Source organism: Bartonella heixiaziensis, from assembly GCF_046245125.2.
Lineage (GTDB): Bacteria > Pseudomonadota > Alphaproteobacteria > Rhizobiales > Rhizobiaceae > Bartonella > Bartonella heixiaziensis.
The window spans coordinates 1,597,501-1,614,168 of the sequence record NZ_CP176404.1; the positions used below are offsets into that span (position 1 = coordinate 1,597,501).

At 39.7% G+C, this 16,668-nt stretch carries 16 protein-coding genes and 1 pseudogene (1 of these 17 only partly in view); 8 read left to right on the plus strand and 9 right to left on the minus strand.

The features are described 5' to 3' along the window. On the plus strand, window positions 1-1,986 hold the 3' portion of the coding sequence (locus tag ACKC4Y_RS06920) for a M23 family metallopeptidase (protein ID WP_409361035.1). Its footprint begins 3 nt before the window's first position; 1,986 of the gene's 1,989 nt are visible here — the last part of the coding sequence; its start codon lies beyond the left edge, outside the window; its stop codon occupies window positions 1,984-1,986. 602 nt (window positions 1,987-2,588) lie between these two features. On the opposite strand, the pseudogene ACKC4Y_RS06925 reads toward ACKC4Y_RS06920, so the two are convergent. Continuing rightward, a pseudogene (locus ACKC4Y_RS06925) lies at window positions 2,589-2,768 on the minus strand (sensor histidine kinase); the annotation flags it as partial. 262 nt (window positions 2,769-3,030) lie between these two features. Here ACKC4Y_RS06925 and ACKC4Y_RS06930 point away from each other — a divergent pair. Beyond that, window positions 3,031-4,176 carry a metallophosphoesterase gene (locus tag ACKC4Y_RS06930; RefSeq protein WP_409361036.1) on the plus strand — a complete coding sequence of 382 codons (1,146 nt, stop codon included), beginning with the start codon at window positions 3,031-3,033 and terminating at the stop codon, window positions 4,174-4,176. A 53-nt stretch (window positions 4,177-4,229) separates the two neighbouring features. Here the strand turns inward: ACKC4Y_RS06930 and ACKC4Y_RS06935 are convergent, their stop codons facing one another. The 3 genes from ACKC4Y_RS06935 to ACKC4Y_RS06945 all read right to left on the minus strand — a co-directional run bounded on the left by ACKC4Y_RS06935 (window position 4,230) and on the right by ACKC4Y_RS06945 (window position 6,651). Then, window positions 4,230-5,660, minus strand: coding sequence for a sensor histidine kinase (locus ACKC4Y_RS06935; protein ID WP_409361037.1), 1,431 nt, complete (start codon window positions 5,658-5,660; stop codon window positions 4,230-4,232). Window positions 5,661-5,886: 226 nt separating this feature from the next. After that, window positions 5,887-6,441, minus strand: a complete 555-nt coding sequence (locus ACKC4Y_RS06940) for an RNA polymerase sigma factor (protein ID WP_409361038.1) — start codon at window positions 6,439-6,441, stop codon at window positions 5,887-5,889. Window positions 6,442-6,447: 6 nt separating this feature from the next. Next, window positions 6,448-6,651 carry a NepR family anti-sigma factor gene (locus ACKC4Y_RS06945; RefSeq protein ID WP_409361039.1) on the minus strand — a complete coding sequence of 68 codons (204 nt, stop codon included), beginning with the start codon at window positions 6,649-6,651 and terminating at the stop codon, window positions 6,448-6,450. Window positions 6,652-6,820: 169 nt separating this feature from the next. Here ACKC4Y_RS06945 and ACKC4Y_RS06950 point away from each other — a divergent pair, with 169 nt between their 5' ends. The 4 genes from ACKC4Y_RS06950 to ACKC4Y_RS06965 all read left to right on the plus strand — a co-directional run bounded on the left by ACKC4Y_RS06950 (window position 6,821) and on the right by ACKC4Y_RS06965 (window position 9,969). After that, window positions 6,821-7,615: a response regulator gene (locus ACKC4Y_RS06950; RefSeq protein WP_409361040.1), complete on the plus strand. Its 795-nt coding sequence runs from the start codon at window positions 6,821-6,823 to the stop codon at window positions 7,613-7,615. A 20-nt stretch (window positions 7,616-7,635) separates the two neighbouring features. Next, on the plus strand, window positions 7,636-8,649 hold the full coding sequence (locus ACKC4Y_RS06955; protein WP_409361041.1) for a sensor histidine kinase: 1,014 nt from the start codon (window positions 7,636-7,638) through the stop codon (window positions 8,647-8,649). Between the two features lie 454 nt (window positions 8,650-9,103). Beyond that, complete coding sequence (locus ACKC4Y_RS06960) at window positions 9,104-9,469, plus strand: hypothetical protein (RefSeq protein WP_409361042.1); 366 nt, start codon at window positions 9,104-9,106, stop codon at window positions 9,467-9,469. 50 nt (window positions 9,470-9,519) lie between these two features. Next, window positions 9,520-9,969 (plus strand): hypothetical protein, encoded by a 450-nt coding sequence (locus tag ACKC4Y_RS06965; protein WP_409361043.1) that lies wholly within the window; start codon window positions 9,520-9,522, stop codon window positions 9,967-9,969. 323 nt (window positions 9,970-10,292) lie between these two features. Here ACKC4Y_RS06965 and ACKC4Y_RS06970 read toward each other — a convergent pair whose 3' ends face one another. From ACKC4Y_RS06970 to ACKC4Y_RS06980, 3 genes are all read right to left on the minus strand, one after another. Continuing rightward, complete coding sequence (locus ACKC4Y_RS06970) at window positions 10,293-11,054, minus strand: DUF4167 domain-containing protein (RefSeq protein WP_409361044.1); 762 nt, start codon at window positions 11,052-11,054, stop codon at window positions 10,293-10,295. A 1,368-nt stretch (window positions 11,055-12,422) separates the two neighbouring features. After that, complete coding sequence (locus ACKC4Y_RS06975) at window positions 12,423-12,521, minus strand: zinc ribbon domain-containing protein (RefSeq protein WP_434735287.1); 99 nt, start codon at window positions 12,519-12,521, stop codon at window positions 12,423-12,425. Between the two features lie 73 nt (window positions 12,522-12,594). Continuing rightward, complete coding sequence (locus ACKC4Y_RS06980) at window positions 12,595-13,038, minus strand: hypothetical protein (protein ID WP_409361045.1); 444 nt, start codon at window positions 13,036-13,038, stop codon at window positions 12,595-12,597. A gap of 1,377 nt (window positions 13,039-14,415) precedes the next feature. Between ACKC4Y_RS06980 and ACKC4Y_RS06985 the strand changes: the two genes are divergently transcribed. Then, window positions 14,416-14,910 (plus strand): hypothetical protein, encoded by a 495-nt coding sequence (locus tag ACKC4Y_RS06985; protein WP_447582412.1) that lies wholly within the window; start codon window positions 14,416-14,418, stop codon window positions 14,908-14,910. Here the strand turns inward: ACKC4Y_RS06985 and ACKC4Y_RS06990 are convergent. Together ACKC4Y_RS06990 and ACKC4Y_RS06995 are read right to left on the minus strand one after the other, a co-directional pair. Further along, window positions 14,905-15,738 carry a hypothetical protein gene (locus tag ACKC4Y_RS06990; RefSeq protein WP_409361047.1) on the minus strand — a complete coding sequence of 278 codons (834 nt, stop codon included), beginning with the start codon at window positions 15,736-15,738 and terminating at the stop codon, window positions 14,905-14,907. The two genes, ACKC4Y_RS06985 and ACKC4Y_RS06990, sit on opposite strands and share 6 nt — an antisense overlap. A 100-nt stretch (window positions 15,739-15,838) precedes the next feature. After that, complete coding sequence (locus ACKC4Y_RS06995) at window positions 15,839-16,174, minus strand: hypothetical protein (RefSeq protein WP_409361048.1); 336 nt, start codon at window positions 16,172-16,174, stop codon at window positions 15,839-15,841. A gap of 274 nt (window positions 16,175-16,448) precedes the next feature. On the opposite strand from ACKC4Y_RS06995, the gene ACKC4Y_RS07000 reads away from it, so the two are divergent. Then, entirely contained in the window at window positions 16,449-16,592 is a 144-nt protein-coding gene (locus ACKC4Y_RS07000; protein WP_409361049.1) for a hypothetical protein, read from the plus strand. Window positions 16,593-16,668: the final 76 nt, after the last annotated feature.

Genomic DNA, 16,668 nt, shown 5'->3' on the forward strand with positions numbered 1-16,668 from the left:
TGGGATAACCAACATCAGAAAAATGATCCCGGACAGGACCCCGCTCTTGTGGTTAAACGCTTTCTTCCTGCCCGTCGACAGGTTTCAGTGCGTTGGCTTACAGGGACAGTCCTTACCGGAATCACTTCCTGTATTCTTATGGGTATTGCGCTTTTTGCTGCTTTAGATGGACAACAGCGCTTAGTAACACCGCCACAGTGGTTTACGCAAGAAAACCTATCAGAATCACAAGATCCTAACGCCAATGGATATAAAGGTGACCGTATTTCTCCCACGCGTGCACGACAAAGCTTCGACAGCAAACGCCAATTTGAGTTATCAATTTTACAAAAAAAGGGGGATGAACAAGTCATTCAGACTCAGAACTTTGAATGGATCCGAATGGCTTTAGCTGAAGAGCGCCCAAAGCAATACAACTATCCTAAATTCGATGCCTTGAATATTTTTGCTGTTGATTCAAAAAATCAAGCTGCCACACCACAAGCTTCCGGACAAATTTACGGAGCAAAAGTGGAAACAAAAATGATTCTGCGTAATTATAATTTTATGATCGATGACGTAAACTTTGATGGCGCAGATGCCTTGACGAGTGATGAAGCACAACAAGAATTACAAAAAGCTGGATTTTCTTTGGAAAAAAACAAGGAAGACCTCTCACTTCTTACACTGATCGATCCGTTGAAATTAGACGACTCATCCTCCACCTCACAATTTAAAGATGCTCCAGAAGTCCGTATTGTTCAAGAAAATGTCACTGTTTCCGCTCAAAATCACCGAATTGATCTCAGCAAAAATTATGCTGAGGATATTATTCCCATTCATAAAAAACAAAAAATAGTCGATGCTCTTAAAGAAACCGAATACACAAAAGAACAAATTGAACAGGTTGCAAAAACTTTAGCCATATTGAACCATTCGGATACCCTCAAAGAGGGAAGTCTTTTACGCATTGGAATTGTAACTCAACCTGGAGAAGAAGATCATCTTGTGCGGGCAAGCATCTATCAAGGCATGTATCATGTTCTTACCATTGCCCTCAATGATAACGACCAATTTGTTGAAAGTGCAGAACCAGAAATGTCACACGCACTGAAAACTGCTTTCCGAAATGGTATTCCCCATTCTCTTGTCAATACAGCACAATTACCAACGGCTTATGACGCCATCTATAATGCTGTACTCAGCCATAATATGTCAAAATCTCTCTCTCAGCGCCTTATTCGTCTGCTTGCAACCAATATTGATATGAAAAGCCGTATCACACCAACCGATCAACTCGAAATATTTTATGCCGTGCCACAACAAAATAATACAGGAAAAAACGGCAAAAAGAGCCAGAAAGCAAGACAACCAACCCAAAATGCCGATCCTGAAATTCGTTATATTAGCGCGACTTTTGGCAATACAACCTATAAATATTATCGTTATCAATCAAAAGACGGAACTGTGGATTATTATGATTCAGAAGGGAAAAGCTCAAAACCTTTTTTACTCCGCAAGCCCCTTCCAAATGGCATTTTTGGCTCCCCCTTTGGACCGCGTAAACACCCTATTTTAGGGTATGTTCGCATGCATACAGGCGTTGATTGGATTGCACCAAAAGGCTCTCCCATTATGGCCGTTGGGGATGGTGTTGTCACAAAAGTGGGCGTAACAGGCGGCTATGGAAACCATACAGAAATTCAACATGCCAATGGATATGTCAGCAGTTATTCGCACCAAAGTAGTTATGCACCAGACATCAAACCAGGTGTTAAAGTGCGCCAAGGACAGGTGATTGGATATGTTGGAACAACGGGACTTGCAACGGGTCCCCATTGTCACTTTGAAATCATCGTCAATGGAACAAAAGTTGACCCCATGCGCATTCGTATACCTGATAGTAAAGCTTTAACCAATCAAGACCTGCAAGCATTTTTGCGTGAAAAAAACAATATTGATTCTTTGATAAACAGTCCGATAACGCCATCAGAAGATGCTTCTTAAACAACCCTCACATATTTCAAAGCATGCAAAGAATCAAAATACAGAACACTGTCCCCTCTTGCGTTTTTGCGAAAACAAAGAAATACCTGCAAAAGTCTCACACACCGTTGGACTCTTTACTTAAAGAGATTTCTTGACATGAAAGAGAGCCAATGTTGGCAAAATGATTGAAGAAGAATTTCATACAATTCTTTAGGAATATGCGTCTTTCAATTTCCCATAAAAACCAAGAAGAAATATTCATATGAAACGTTTTTGTTTCATACTTGATCTCCCTGTTTCCTGTATTTTCCCTGTCAGCGTTTTTGCCCACCAAAGCAACGCTGGATAAAATAAAAGAAGCCGAAAGCCAGCTTAATGCGTGCATGAACCTCTGGAGAACCAAAACATCGCCAGTGGTGAGATCAGTCGTAAGATCTTTGAGAGCTATCGCTCTGAAAAGAGTTTTTAATGATGAGCACATTTAAAACCCTGCTCTGCGATACGGAAAATCACGATTTTCGTGGTACATAGCGGCACTCGAACCAAACAAAAACTCTCACACATTGTAGTGACCCACTTAAACAAAAACGCACTTCTTCATTTTTGCTCCGATTTCATTATAGCCAGAGCAAAGAAGACACCCTACCTAAGAGAATTACCAATGCGAGGACTAGTATTCTACAACAACATTTCAACACGTTGACGTTTTTTCTCAGTGTGATTGCGTGCTCTTTCCAATTCTTGGTGTTTATTCTTTCTTTCACGATCACTTTAAAGGCAGTATTTTCACTTTGAAGCAATCAGCAGCAGCTAAAACGCTAACAGGGAAAAGAATAAAGCGCAAAAACAATCCAAAACTGTCTTATAAACAACATAACAAATTATATGATCAAAAGTTTTTCTAAATCTATTAAAACATCTTGAGAAAAACTTTGGAAGAGAAGCTTTAACTAAGAGTACAGACATCAATTAAAATAAAAATCGTAAAAAACATTTGTATCTAAAAGTGTTTTTAAATATATTTAGCAACGTTTGTAGTATAATAATTAGGGAAGTAAATTTATGAAATATAAATATACAACAATAACGATTGTTGCTTTAGCAATTTTTAACTATACAACTTTTGTATTTGGAGAAACAAAAGGAAATATTATACAACAAAAAGACATTGGCTCTCGTAATGATTCAAAAATAGCTTCAAATATAAGAAAAAAAACTTCCATAAAGAACTATACCGCTATCATCATGGCTGATCCGCAACCGTGGCGTTTGGATTATGGTGATCCGAACTCGGAAGCAAACAGAGCGATCTGGATTAATAAAAATGAAAAAACCGCAAAAGCAATAAAATCACAGAAAGCAGCTTTTCATATCGTCAATGGTGACTTAACCAATTTTGGGCGTAAAAAGACTTATGATGATTATGCAAACATGTACAAAAAACTTGGCGCTCCTGTTTATGAAGGGCTCGGCAATCATGATTATGCTAATAATGTTGGAAAGTGTACGATTCCTGAAGAAATGAATTCTTCAAGCGATGCGTGTGCGATAAGCGCCATCTCTAGGATGATGGGAGAAATCAAAAAATACAGCAATGATCTTCCTCATTTCAATCGAGATATCACGGAAAAATTGACTGGCGATTCTGACAAATCTATTCACTTTATAGAAGGAAGTTTCGGTTACTCATGGGATTATGGAGATATTCACTATGTGCAACTTCACAATTACCCAACTTATACAGCCCATTTAAAACAAAGTGATACAAATATCCATGTTAAGAGCTCTTTGGATTGGCTAAAAAAAGATTTAGCTGCAGCTGACGCTAGAGGGAAAGTTACAATTATGAACTTCCACGATGCGCGCCCATTTTTTCCCAATGGTCCTTCACATTTTCTTAAACCCGAAAAGGCTCAAGATCTATTGGCATTTAAATCAATCATTACCTCTCATAATGTCAAAGCAATCTTTGCTGGACACACCCATTATCAGAGCTATTGTCGCGCACAAGATGATAAAGTCTTCGGCAATATCCCTGTATACACAGCGGGAGCACTATTCAAAGGAGATTATTACCTCATCAATGTGCGAGGGAAAGATATACATGTTAAATTTTACAATGGAAGAACAGGAAAACCCACTTTGATTGAGGATTTAGGAATGATAGGCACTCCCACAGAATTCTTCGAAAGCTGTAGTAATTTGTAAAGATATTTGCTGCTCTTAACTTTGACGAACAGAGGGGATGTTAACATCCCCTTTTAAGAGAGAGCTGATGAATCATTTGAACCATTTGTTTTAAGTTTTGGTAAAGGGATTGTGACTTTTGTTCCCCCTAAAGCAGAAGTTTCAAAAAGTGGTTTTTCACCAAACTGCATACAAAGTTGTTCGATAACCAAACGGCCAAGACCTGCTTTTTGCTCTGCTGTTTGGTGCTTCATACCCACACCATTATCTTCGACAATCAGCATCAGTTGCCCATCTTCTTGAGGTCCAAATGAGATATAAATATGACCAGAGCGCTGATCAGGAAAGGCATGTTTTAAGGAATTTGTCAGCAATTCACCAAGAATAATCCCAAGTGTTGTTGCATCTCTTGAAGACAAGCGACACTCTTTAAAGCTCGTGTGAATGGTGATGTTTCCGCGCAATTCAAAAGGCACAGCCAATTCAACATCATGCACCACCGAACTGAGAAACTCTGCCAATAAAGTTGTTTCCATATCATCACACAAGCGCAAACGCCGATGTGCCGTGGAGATTGTCTGGATACGATCTCGTGCAGCGCCAAGAACAGCACGCACTTCTTCATTTTTGCTCCGATTTAATTGTAGCCCAAGCAAAGAAGAAACCGTGCCAAGAGAATTGCCAATACGATGGCTTGCATCCTGTAATAACATTTCAACACGCTGCCGCTCTTTTTCAGCGTGATTGCGTGCTCTTTCCAATTCTTGCGTCCGTTCTTTTACACGCGCTTCCAAAGCTATATTTTCACTATGAAGCAGTAATTGGTACATTTTTAAGGCACGGACATCACGCTGAAAACGATTAATGACAAAATAGGCCGAAATAAAAGTACTCACCACAGAAACAATCGCCGCCAATGTTAAAGCAGCACGCATAAGCGCTATACCCTCACGCTGTTTTTGTCGCACAACATCATCACCATTTATGAAGCTTGTCATCAATTGAGCTAAACGCGCCACTTGAATCTTCGGAACTTCCAAAGAGAGAGAAGGTTGAGAAGATTGGTCAGGAAGCGTATCAAGGGCAAGCATATGGGCATTCATAAAGTCCTTGCGTGCTTCGACCTCTTTTTTAAAAGCCGTAAACCATTCATACCATTGCGGATGGGCATAAACAAGAAGCGCCGTATACTCAAGAAGATCGTCAATCTCACGCGCTGCATTTTCAAAGCGTGCTTTATCTTCCGCATTGTGAGTTTTCGCATAGCTGCGGTCAGCGACAGCCATATCGATCAAACTAATGAGCACCAAATCAGCCTTTTCGCGCAATTCTGAACTTGTATTCAACTGTGCAACTTCCCGATCAACGGCGTTTGAGAGCAGCATGATAAAGACTGATGCCAAAAGCGCCATCACAAGAGACACAATAATCGCCACCCACCGCCAGCTTGATATGCTTGAATCAGAAGAGGGACTTTGAGAAAGCAAATTCGTCTTTGTTGTCATAGAATTTCCATCGGCGAACCTGAAAATCGTCATTTTTCAGCACTAAGGAAAACTGCCTCAAGGGGAATAACGCATAAAGCCCGATGGATGTTTTACCCCTAAGCTTCCGTTATTTTCCCCAAAGTTCAGCCCAAACACTCTGAATTTCCTCAGATGCTAACTTTACTGTAATAGCTATAACGGGAATAAAAAAAACAAGGCTATCCCCCATAATTATTATGCTTTTTTAGCCATTAAATGAACATAATGTACTTCCAGCAGAATAAGAATCGGGACCATAATCGGATTCACCATCCACCTTGAGAAGTTCCTGTAAGCGATTACGGGCTCGACTGACACGGCTTTTAATTGTTCCAACAGCACAACCACAAATAGCAGCAGCATCTTCATAAGAAAAGCCAGAGGCTCCAATGAGAATAATGGCTTCTCTTTGATCAGCAGAAAGCATATTTAAGGCTTTCTTGAAATCTTGCAAATCAAGCGAGCCATATTGAGCAGGATGAACAGCCATGTTTTGGGTAAACAACCCCTCGCTATCTTGAACTTCTCTTCCTCTTTTGCGCATTTGACTATAAAATTCATTGCGCAAAATCGTAAAAAGCCAAGCTTTGAGATTAGTCCCCATTTCAAAACTGTCCTGCTTAGCCCATGCTTTCATAACGGTATCTTGGACCAAGTCCTCAGCCTTATCCTGTCTGCCGCTTAAAGAAAGTCCAAAAGCCCGCAAAGCTGGAAGAACCAAAAGTAGTTCCTGTTTAAAATTTTTCACGCCCTCTGCCATAAAGGATCAAACCTTTTCCACATTGTTTAAGCTAAATTGCTCTGCCTGCTCCAACCTATCCAAAAGTTCCAGCAAACGTAGTGGAAGCGCTTCTTCTTGAATTTCCATGTAAAACTGGCGTAATTTCCGCGCTATTTGGCTATTAACGCCGAGAAGATCATCTCCAAGTGTTAAATGATTGGTGAGATTTTTTTCATCACGGTCGTTCATTTTTTATCCCCCTAATCCATATACTGTAAGTAGCAGCTAGAAAATTTTTCGCCTAATAGTTGTAAATATGGTTGTATGCAAAAAGTTCCATATGGAAAGAGGAACTTTTTCCTCTCTTGAGGATTTCAATCAAAAAAGTGATTGCCAAAGGTCAAAGGAGTTATAAATCATGTCATTATCAACGCGCATCGCACCGCATCTTCCCTACCTTCGACGTTTTGCCCGCTCTGTCACGGGCAGCCAATCATCCGGCGATGCTTATGTATCAGCAATGCTGGAAGCGCTTATTGCTGACATTTCTATTTTTCCCCAAACATCCAGTGACCGCATCGGCACTTATTGGCTTTTTTGTCATCTTTTTGACCAAACCACACCAAATATCCCCGAGCCCCTGCCACAATTTGGTGTTGAACAAAAAACCAGTGCAAAATTATCGTATCTCACCCCACGTGCACGCCAAGCATTTTTATTGATTGCTGTTGAAGGCTTTAATGAAAAAGAAGCCAGCGAAATTATGAACCTTGATGCAAAGGAATTTCGCAAGCTTCTTAACCAAGCATCGATTGACATTTCTCAACAAATTGCCACTGAAGTGATGATTATTGAGGATGAGCCTCTCATTGCCATGGATATTGAGCAAATGGTAGAAAGTTTGGGCCATCAGGTCGTAGGAATTGCGCGCACCCGCGATGAAGCTGTGGTGATGTATCATAAAAAAAAGCCGCGGCTCATTTTGGCTGATATTCAATTGGCTGACAACAGTTCCGGCATTGATGCAGTCAATGACATTTTGAAGAATGACCGTATACCGGTGATCTTCATTACCGCTTTTCCTGAAAGATTATTGACAGGAGAGCGTCCAGAACCAACTTTTTTAGTCACCAAACCCTTTAATCCTGATATGGTGAAGGCACTTATTTCACAGGCTTTATTTTTTCAAGAGAATGCTTCTAAAGCTGCCTAGAACAGAAGAACATCTTGATCATGATCGTTACGCCTCTCCCAAAGCCACCGATAGATAGATCACATCTTAGCGCTCTCATGCAAGCGATTCGTGGCGCTGATATTTGTGTTCTCTATCAGACAACAAATCTAGTCTATTTATGGGCTGAAAATTTGCCCCAGCATTTACAAAGTAAATGGCGGGTTGGATGTCGTGACAGTGATTTTTTTTCGCTCGATCTTGCTGACAATATGGAAACAATTAAATTGCAGGTTTTAGCCACTGGCAACATGCAAACCATTGAAGCACGGTTTGAGGATATGACAAAACAAGTACTTTGGTACAAATTTTCTATTGATTGCCACCGGAATGATAACGGAGACATTATCGGCATTATCACCACCGGTGTTGATATTTCAGGATTACGCCGCCGTGAGCAAGTCCTAAAAATACTTCTTCGGGAAGTGAGTCATCGTTCTAAAAATCTTCTTGCCATCATCCAAAGTATTGCGAGCCAAACCGCACGTTATACTGAATCACTTCAGGTTTTCTTGCGCAAATTTCAAGGACGGCTCCACTCTCTTTCCCATTCTCAAGATCTCATCACCGATTCCGATTGGCGTGGAGCTCAATTTCGCGAACTAGTTCTTTCACAAACTTCGGGCTACTTGATAAAAGAAACAGAACGCTTTTCCATTGAAGGTGTGGATCCTTATCTCTTTCCCAATGCAGCTTTGCATATTGGTTTGGCTTTTCATGAACTCATTGTCAATTCCCTTTCTTTTGGTGCCCTCTCACAAGAAAAGGGAAGCGTCTGTGTGCGTTGTGAAATCCACACGAAAATGAACGAAACAACGCAACTCCTTATTACTTGGAATGAAAATTTTGAAGCTGGAACCCTTCTCTCTAGCGAGAACAAATCCTGTTTTGGCAGTGCTGTTTTAGAAAAGATTGTTCCTGTTTCTGTAAATGGTGCAGCTTCTTTAAAATTGACAGAGACAGGGATTGTTTATTGCCTCTGTGTTCCTGATAGTTATTTCGACACCCTTTTTTAAAAAAGCGATAAAAAAAAACACGCCCCCTAAAAATCACTCCCAGCCCCCCATTGCTTAGCACAAAGACATTTTCTCTACACAACCAACCCTTGGCACTACACCTCGAAAATCTTGTCTACTGGAATACACTCACTCACTCAAATCCTGCTCTCTCGAATCCAGATCAGGTAGCATCATCCCCATAGGACGCTTACACCTAACTCTCTCGTTTAAATATTCTCCTCTGCCAATACTAAAGAGCATCAACGCAGTCTTTTTTAAAATTTCTTCACACAATCACTGGAACAAAGCCTGCTGGAACAAAGCCTGCTGGAACAAAGCCTGCTGGAACAAAGCCTGCTGGAACAAAGCCTGCTGGAACAAAGAAACTTTAAGAACGTTTTGCAATAAGAACGCTCTCCAAAGCTGACAGATTGCGTTCCATGCTGTCAACCTTTTATTCGGAAAATATTTTATGAACCCTCTTGTTTTTATCCTCTTGGTTGTTTCTTGTACAGATGATTTTAACAGCTGTTATTCTGACAATACCATGGTAAAAACCTTCTCAACAGCTCAAGCATGTGAGCAAGCCATGGTACCCTCAACCAAAAAGTTTACAGCTTATGGGCAACAAATCTTTGCCCAATGCACAAAGGTATCCGCAAACTTACAGCAACAAGAAGTCAATATGATCTGGGCCGTAACAAACCGAGGCAATTTCTTGCTAAAAAGCCAAAACATCAATGATAACCTATCCGCAGTCCACGAAGCAGATGTTTTACCCGCTCGCTCCCCTCATCTGCACCCTACCCCCATAAACCTCTTGCACAAAAAACCATAACAGCATAAACCCATCAGACTCTAAGAGAACAATCAATGGAAGAGTGCAGCATGATGGATAAGAAACAGATTCAAACTTCACAAGGCCATCGCGCAGAACAAAGCGCTCTGTCTGAAGATCAACCTTTAGACCCAGCCATAGAACGCGTGAGGAAAAAGCTTATGCGTCTCATGATGATTTCTATCGTCATAACGCTCATTTCTATTCTTGTCGTACTCTTTTTAATTGTGTACAAAATTACTGCAACGGGATCAGCTCAAAAACAAACAGCACCCTTATCCTCTCACAATAAAAATCCAGAAGTCGCCCACCACACGCTCTCCTTACCGGAAAAAACACAAATCCTTTCGCAAAGTCTTTCGGAACACAATATTGTGTTGAAAATTCTAACGCCAGACGGTCACACAAAATTTATGGTTTATAATTATCATACTGGTGCGCTTATTGCTGTTCTTTCTGTAAAAACAACGAAAGAAATACCTACCATCACCCCCCGTTAAGATAGCCTCCCTCAAGCGTGTTTGGCTATCGCTCTCGCTGAAAAATTTTCCTCTGCTGCAAGAATGCCACCACTCGATGTCGACGCGGTTTGCTCTGCATTCTTCATCCAACTAACGCTAAACTGGAATCACGCCCTTTGAAAAAAAATAAGACGCCCCAAAAAATCGCTCCCAAAACCTCATCGTCTAGTACAAAAACATCGTCTTCGTACATCAAACTTTTGGAACCAACCCTCAAGAATCTCAGCTACTAGAACGCGCCCATCCTCTCGAATCCAAATCAGAGGATAGTCTCTCCAAGCATACTTAGCTATCGCTTTTGCTTAAACATTTTCCTCTGCCGGAGAAGTCACGACCCGACGTCGACGCGGTTTTCTCTGGATCTCTTCACCCAAAAGGGGCAAAGAAGCAACTTTTTCTGCTGACGCATCCCCATTCTTGGAAGTTTCTGACACAGACTGAGAAAGTTCTAAATGTGAAAGTTCAGGCGATGATTCTTCTTGGGAACGCACAACGCGCCGACGTGCAGGTCGACGTGCTTTTTTGACAGGTTCAGCACTCTCTCCAGCAGCACATTGCTCTTGGTCTGTTTTTTTATCCGATAGAGGAGTGCTAATCTCTGACGCATCATCACGTGCATACCCATTTTGCGCCTGTACGTGTTGACCATTCCCATTTTTATTTGACTGTGTTTGTGACACATCCATGTCACAACTAATGGTGTCTTTTTTCTCACCTTCAGCGTTTGTTTCGCTGTACTCTTGCTCATTGTTTTCATCGCGATTCTCATCACGCCGAACAGGTTGGGGCATTTGCCCAGCTGCTGCTAGAATAATACGCAAGTAGTGTTCAGCATGTTGTAGATAGTTCTCTGACATAACGCGATCGCCAGCTCCTTGTGCATCCCGAGCAAGGCTTATGTACTTGTCGGCAATTTGCTGAGCATTTCCGCGAATCTTAACATCCGGACCGCTACTTTCATAATTCCGAGACAACGGGTTAGGGCCGCGACGATTATTATTATTGTTATTACTATTGTTGTTGTTATTACGACCGCGTGCCCGTCTATTTTGTTGTGGCCTCATCTTTATCCCTTTTGGAGTGTGTGTATGTCTTAAATGACTCTTCATTTGATAGCATTACTTTCTCATAATGCCGATCGTGTTCAAAATACGGTTATCAGGCTATCGACGTTTTATTTTAATAATGATACCTACTGATATTTGATAAAGCATATATTTTTTGAAAATCACAAAAACAGCAGGGAACCCGTAAGCCCAAAAATCCCTATCTCTCTGCTAACTAGCAGGAACCTAGAGAGGTTCACATAAAATGCCAAGTGTTTTTTTTAAAAATAGTCCATATTTCACTAAAAAATAACCATCTTGTGGAAAAAGAATAAAAATAAGAGCACATATATAGCCTCTTTCCTAGCAAACAAACAAACTTTGCCAGAAAAAATAGATATTTCTCTTTTTCCTCTAAAACCATCAATCTCAAAAAAGCTGATATTTCCCACTCTTCACGCACTTAAGCTTAAAAGCACTTGCACCCCACACGTCACTGCGCAAACAGATTCTCATGCAGCATAGCCTCTCTTCTATTCTAAAGCAACCCCCTTAATAACGAAAATTCCCTTAAAAACGAAAATTCTAAGTAACAATTCACGAACGCTTTACAAGACTCTTCATATTCATAGATAGATTAACATGGGGCATTATTCAAGTACTATAACCATCAGCACATCACTCTTCTTACTAAATCCACCCACATCACTGTAAATTTTTGACTCTGTTCCGCAGAATTTACAAGGGAACGGAAGCACAAATTGGTGATAAACTCAGCGTACAAATTCAGTACAGAAACAAAACACAAAAGGCTTTTGAGAAAAAAACGACCAACACGCCCCCAAAAACCTATGAACCAATATAACATAATGCGTTTTTCTCTTTTTGTTATGCTCATTGTAAAAAAAAATTGTGTGCAAAACGCTGTCGTTTAGCACATTTCGCCAAGAGCACCGCTAACAAAGAGACGCTGCTTTTTTTTGCGCCTTTTATCACGCCCAACACTAATAGATCGAAAAATGAAAGATTTTCTTGCTTTCGAACAAAAGTCTAAAGAGTCTGCTTTTGTGTAGCTCTTTTCACCACTCTCCAAAGACAACAGCCATGAAAAGCAAGCAACAACCTTCAGCTTTTGCCTCTTCCTGCATGTATAGTGCTTTATGATATTTTTCAAAAAGCTCAATAAAAAAAGCCGTAGCTTTAAAAGCACAGGCTTTCCACAATGAGATGCTCCGTTTTATCAAACTTATGTAAATATCATCATTTCTGATTAAATATACTGTTGATTTTCTGCTTCTTCGAGGCTGTTTTCACCAAAGTCACGAGATGTTGGACAGAACCTTCCTCTTCACAGGCTGACACGGGTGAAACTCACCACCAAGTTTTTTAATTGATCGCAGCATTGATGTCTCGATCATGATGCGCACCATAATGAGAACATCTCCATTCACACAGATTAAGAGGTAACCTTTCAGCCCTTCCCAAATGGATATTCCTTGAGAGCTGGTATATATTTTCTGATCAAACTTTGCCTCACCTTAAATGTTCGTGTAAACACCTAAAAGTGATTGCGCACCTTACTTTTTTCACCCTCTTTTTCATTGAGAACACAATCCCGTAAGAGAAAATAGTTTCCATCCCCCGGACGGACCATTTTCATACATTTTTTCTTTACAGAATCGGAAAGCGTGTCCCACATTTCACGAATTGCAAAATAGGCTTCACTTTCCAAATGAATACAGCGCTGATAAACTTGCTTTTTCGTATTGGGCATCACTGAAGCAGCAATTTCTTTGCAATACACACGGTGATCAAAGACTGGAATAGCCAATTCAACAGAAACTTGTGGCAGCACGCGCTTGTTGGAAGAAAAATAAGTGACAATTTTTATAACAGTAAAACAAAAAACCAACGCACAAAAGAGCAGCATGCAAACAAAAGCGATCTTACGATATAATTTTTTAAAATAAGCTTTTTGCCTTGCGCGGATTCTTTTTTCCATAAAGACCGTATCCTTTGACTCTCTCAAGATAAGCTTCTACAGCAAAAATGAGTGAAGCATCACTCCACACAATACATGGTGCAACCGCACACTATCAATTTTCTTGTATGAAAACATTCCTTTTCTCTATAGCATTAACGTTTTTATTTTCTTTGTTGTTTGAAACTCTCGTTAGAAATTTTTACGTTCGCTTTATCACTTTATGAAAACTTTATCACTTTATGAAAAGAAGAGAGGAGGCATTATCATAACACTTTATCGATGTAAAATCTTATACAAAGTAATACGACTGATTTTCTGATCAAACTAAATACGCACTGTTGAAATAACCACCGCCATTTTTGCGCGATAGCACCCACGCTTTTATGGCATCCCTCACCCTTCACAAAATCGGAAAAGATTTCTCTCTTCCTTCCACATTGTCTACTTCACAACCAACATAAACACAACAAGAACGAACTATCTTTCTGCTTTTTTACTTTGGATGAAGAGTGAGATTAAAAAGATCAAGCTATTTGATAAATATCAATATAATCTCAGAGAGTTTTTTAAGCAAAAGAATGAGACTTTGTCAGTGATGATAATATCCAGTTGAAATATTTTCTTCGAGAACGTTTTGAAATCCTCTGTGACATCATAAAGAAAATAAAGACTTTTGCATTCTCCAAACCTATCACCATAAAAACAGAAGAACAAAGAGATTCCACTTTATCATGAGGGAAAGCTTCGAAAAATAAAATTAAATGACACCAACGCTCTTTTCCTAATCAAGTCATTATCAAATAATGCATCGTTTTGCATTGTGAATGAGAGCCCCGAATATCGTAAGATTTTTTCTTTAAAATCTGTTCATGATAAATCAAACAAAACTATTCGCTTGCACCTCACAAGGGGAATCCTCAAAAGGGGAACCTCTGTGTGGATGTGGAAAAAATCGTTTAAGAAAGGCATAAATACACCTCTTATAAACCGTCTGAATGCAAAAACAGCCAGCTACCCAAAGGCAGCTGGCAAATAGAATGATGGCAGAGGCTTTTACCTTCATAAACGTGAAAAAGGGTAGTGCAAAATAGATTTTGAGTTATACCCTTTACGAACGGCGTTGTGAAATGAGCTTGAAAGCGTTGAGAGATATTTTTTGAAAGCAAGTATGTGAATGGATAACACTAGAACTTTCTATGTTGCGTGAGAATCCTTCCCCTCATGAGAAAGCGCGATAAACAAAAGAAAGCGTGAGACAATGCGTAATCTTCATTCTTTAAAAATAGGACTCTAGCCACTTTTGAAAGTCATAAAGAAAATTAAAATGAGCTAGCAAAGCTGGCTACAAACCTGAAAAAATTGAAGGGAATTATGGTGATTTATCCACTTTAGCTTATGCATTTTCAACGCTTCAAGAAAAAACATATCAAAGAATGGCTTCCGCAAAAAAACAACGAAAAGCTATGGGACAGCGTACAGATCCTTTTTGTGGCAAAGACAGGCTTAAAGAACGAATATGCCAACGCAAATGTTCAAAGAGTCCTTTCATTAATCAAGCTGAACATCATCTGGTTTATGGTTATGCTGCTCAGCTTAGCCTCATGTTCTTTATTCAAACCTGTACAGACCCTAAACAGCATTAATATTATTGACATCATCCTCTATAGCTCTCAAAATCATCATAAAGATAAAAAAAGATGCGCTTTAATAAGCCCTTGTTCCTCCCAAAATATACAAACAACAATCGCCATTCCAACAGATGCCATTGCAAAATTGAATTATTTTGGGAGAAATTTTTTATTGATTGGTAGCCTCAAAGAGGTTGGCTCCACCAAGGTCACAAGACATTGGCCAAAACTTTCCTTCAAAGAAAGTAAAATAGCCTCATAAAATGGCCTCATAGACAAGCCTAGTTTTATACAGAACATCTTCAGCAGAATGTTTGTATTGCGCGCATGATGCATTATGAGAATATTTTAAATCACGCGTTAATGAACGCTTCATCATATGGCTACTGGATGAAGGTGATCCCTCACATGATCCTATAAAAAACGACGATGCCATTGCAGTAATTGGATCTTCACCATCATTATAATAGGCCTCTAAAAAACCATAATGGTTTGAAGTAAGATGATTTGGATTTGTTTGCGGAGCAGAAGCAATAAAATGAGGATTCTCATTCGGTGGTCCGAAAACAACCTGCCCCTCTTGTAACGTAACGCTTCTTGCTAAACGTATTGATTCTGTAGGGATTAAATCCGCCGCTGCCCATTCTTCCTGCCATGCAAACATATTATAGAGACTCAAGACATTATTGGCTTGAATCATATTATCAGCTTGTAAAGCTGTGACCAGCAATGAAGATGGAATATGATAAAAATTTAATCCTGGAGTAATTTCATAAACCCAGTAATTTATATGAGGATTAGCCACCAGCTGTTGATGCGCCATTCTGTAGAGTGCATCCATACTAGAAGTTGTAGACACATATGCTGAAACCTGTGCCTCAACTGAGGCTCCACTTACATGAAAAAGAATGTCATACACACCATGTTCCCCACCCCAAGAGGCAAAACCTCCGTTGAAAAATATATCCGTTGGAGCGCGCCCATCTAAACGATAGACGACAGTAGGAGGATCAGCATATGTCGGGTGAACAGATGAAAAGAGAGGGAATAAAATTATCAGGAAGATTATTGAGAATATTCTTTTAATCATTCTTTATTCCTTTACCGTAGAATGATACATTTAACCCTGTAATCTTGTGAAAAGATTACAGGGCTGTGATAGCATGAGGATATAAAAACCCCCGTTGTTTTTATTTTAAAACGATAGCGTTTAGTGGCTTTGTAGCTGCTTTGCTATCGTCATCATTATAAGTCAATTCTACTTTTCTATTCAAAATGACCGCGGTTTTAGCTAAATCCAGAATATTTTTTCCAGCCATAGTGTCACAATTCCATTCCCCTTGTTTGACCTCACCTTTATCAGGAATGATGTCATATCTAAACTGGAGGGTACAGGTTGCCCCTGCACTATCGGCTTTAACCCAATTGACATAAGCTGTTTCTGTACGATACTTAGCGTGAGAAAGTCCTGTTGTTAAAACGGTTGCAGCCATAATCAAGAATGTTGTCTTTAAAAAAGTCTTCATAATTCACCTTTAAAAAATTTATTGCGGAATGGACATCAGATGCATAACAATGCAATTGAACGAATATTTTTTTGATTTTCTTTCCCCTTTAAGAGGAGGGTTTTATGCGCTCCAGTCTGAAATAAAGCTGGGACTGTCTAGTGTATCCCCACAACAAAACGGTTCACCCAATTCACATCATAGAATCTATGGGTAAAACCCCATCCTAGGATGAGTCCCCTTTAAAAAAATCACGGGAACAACCGCAACAAAGACAGCACCTAAAGCCTTCACGATGATGCACTCACATAACAAAAGAGTGGATGCATTAATATTTTTTGTATTATTGTCGTGCTTTTGTATTATTATTGTAATTGTATTCGAAATATTCAAATTTTCTTGTGGTTCGTTGACTTTTTCGAAAAGAAAACAGCGATAAATATTTGTAGCTCACCGCTCAGAAAAATACCTTACACTTTTGCATTTTGGCATCAAGCCGCTGTCTAAACGCAAAC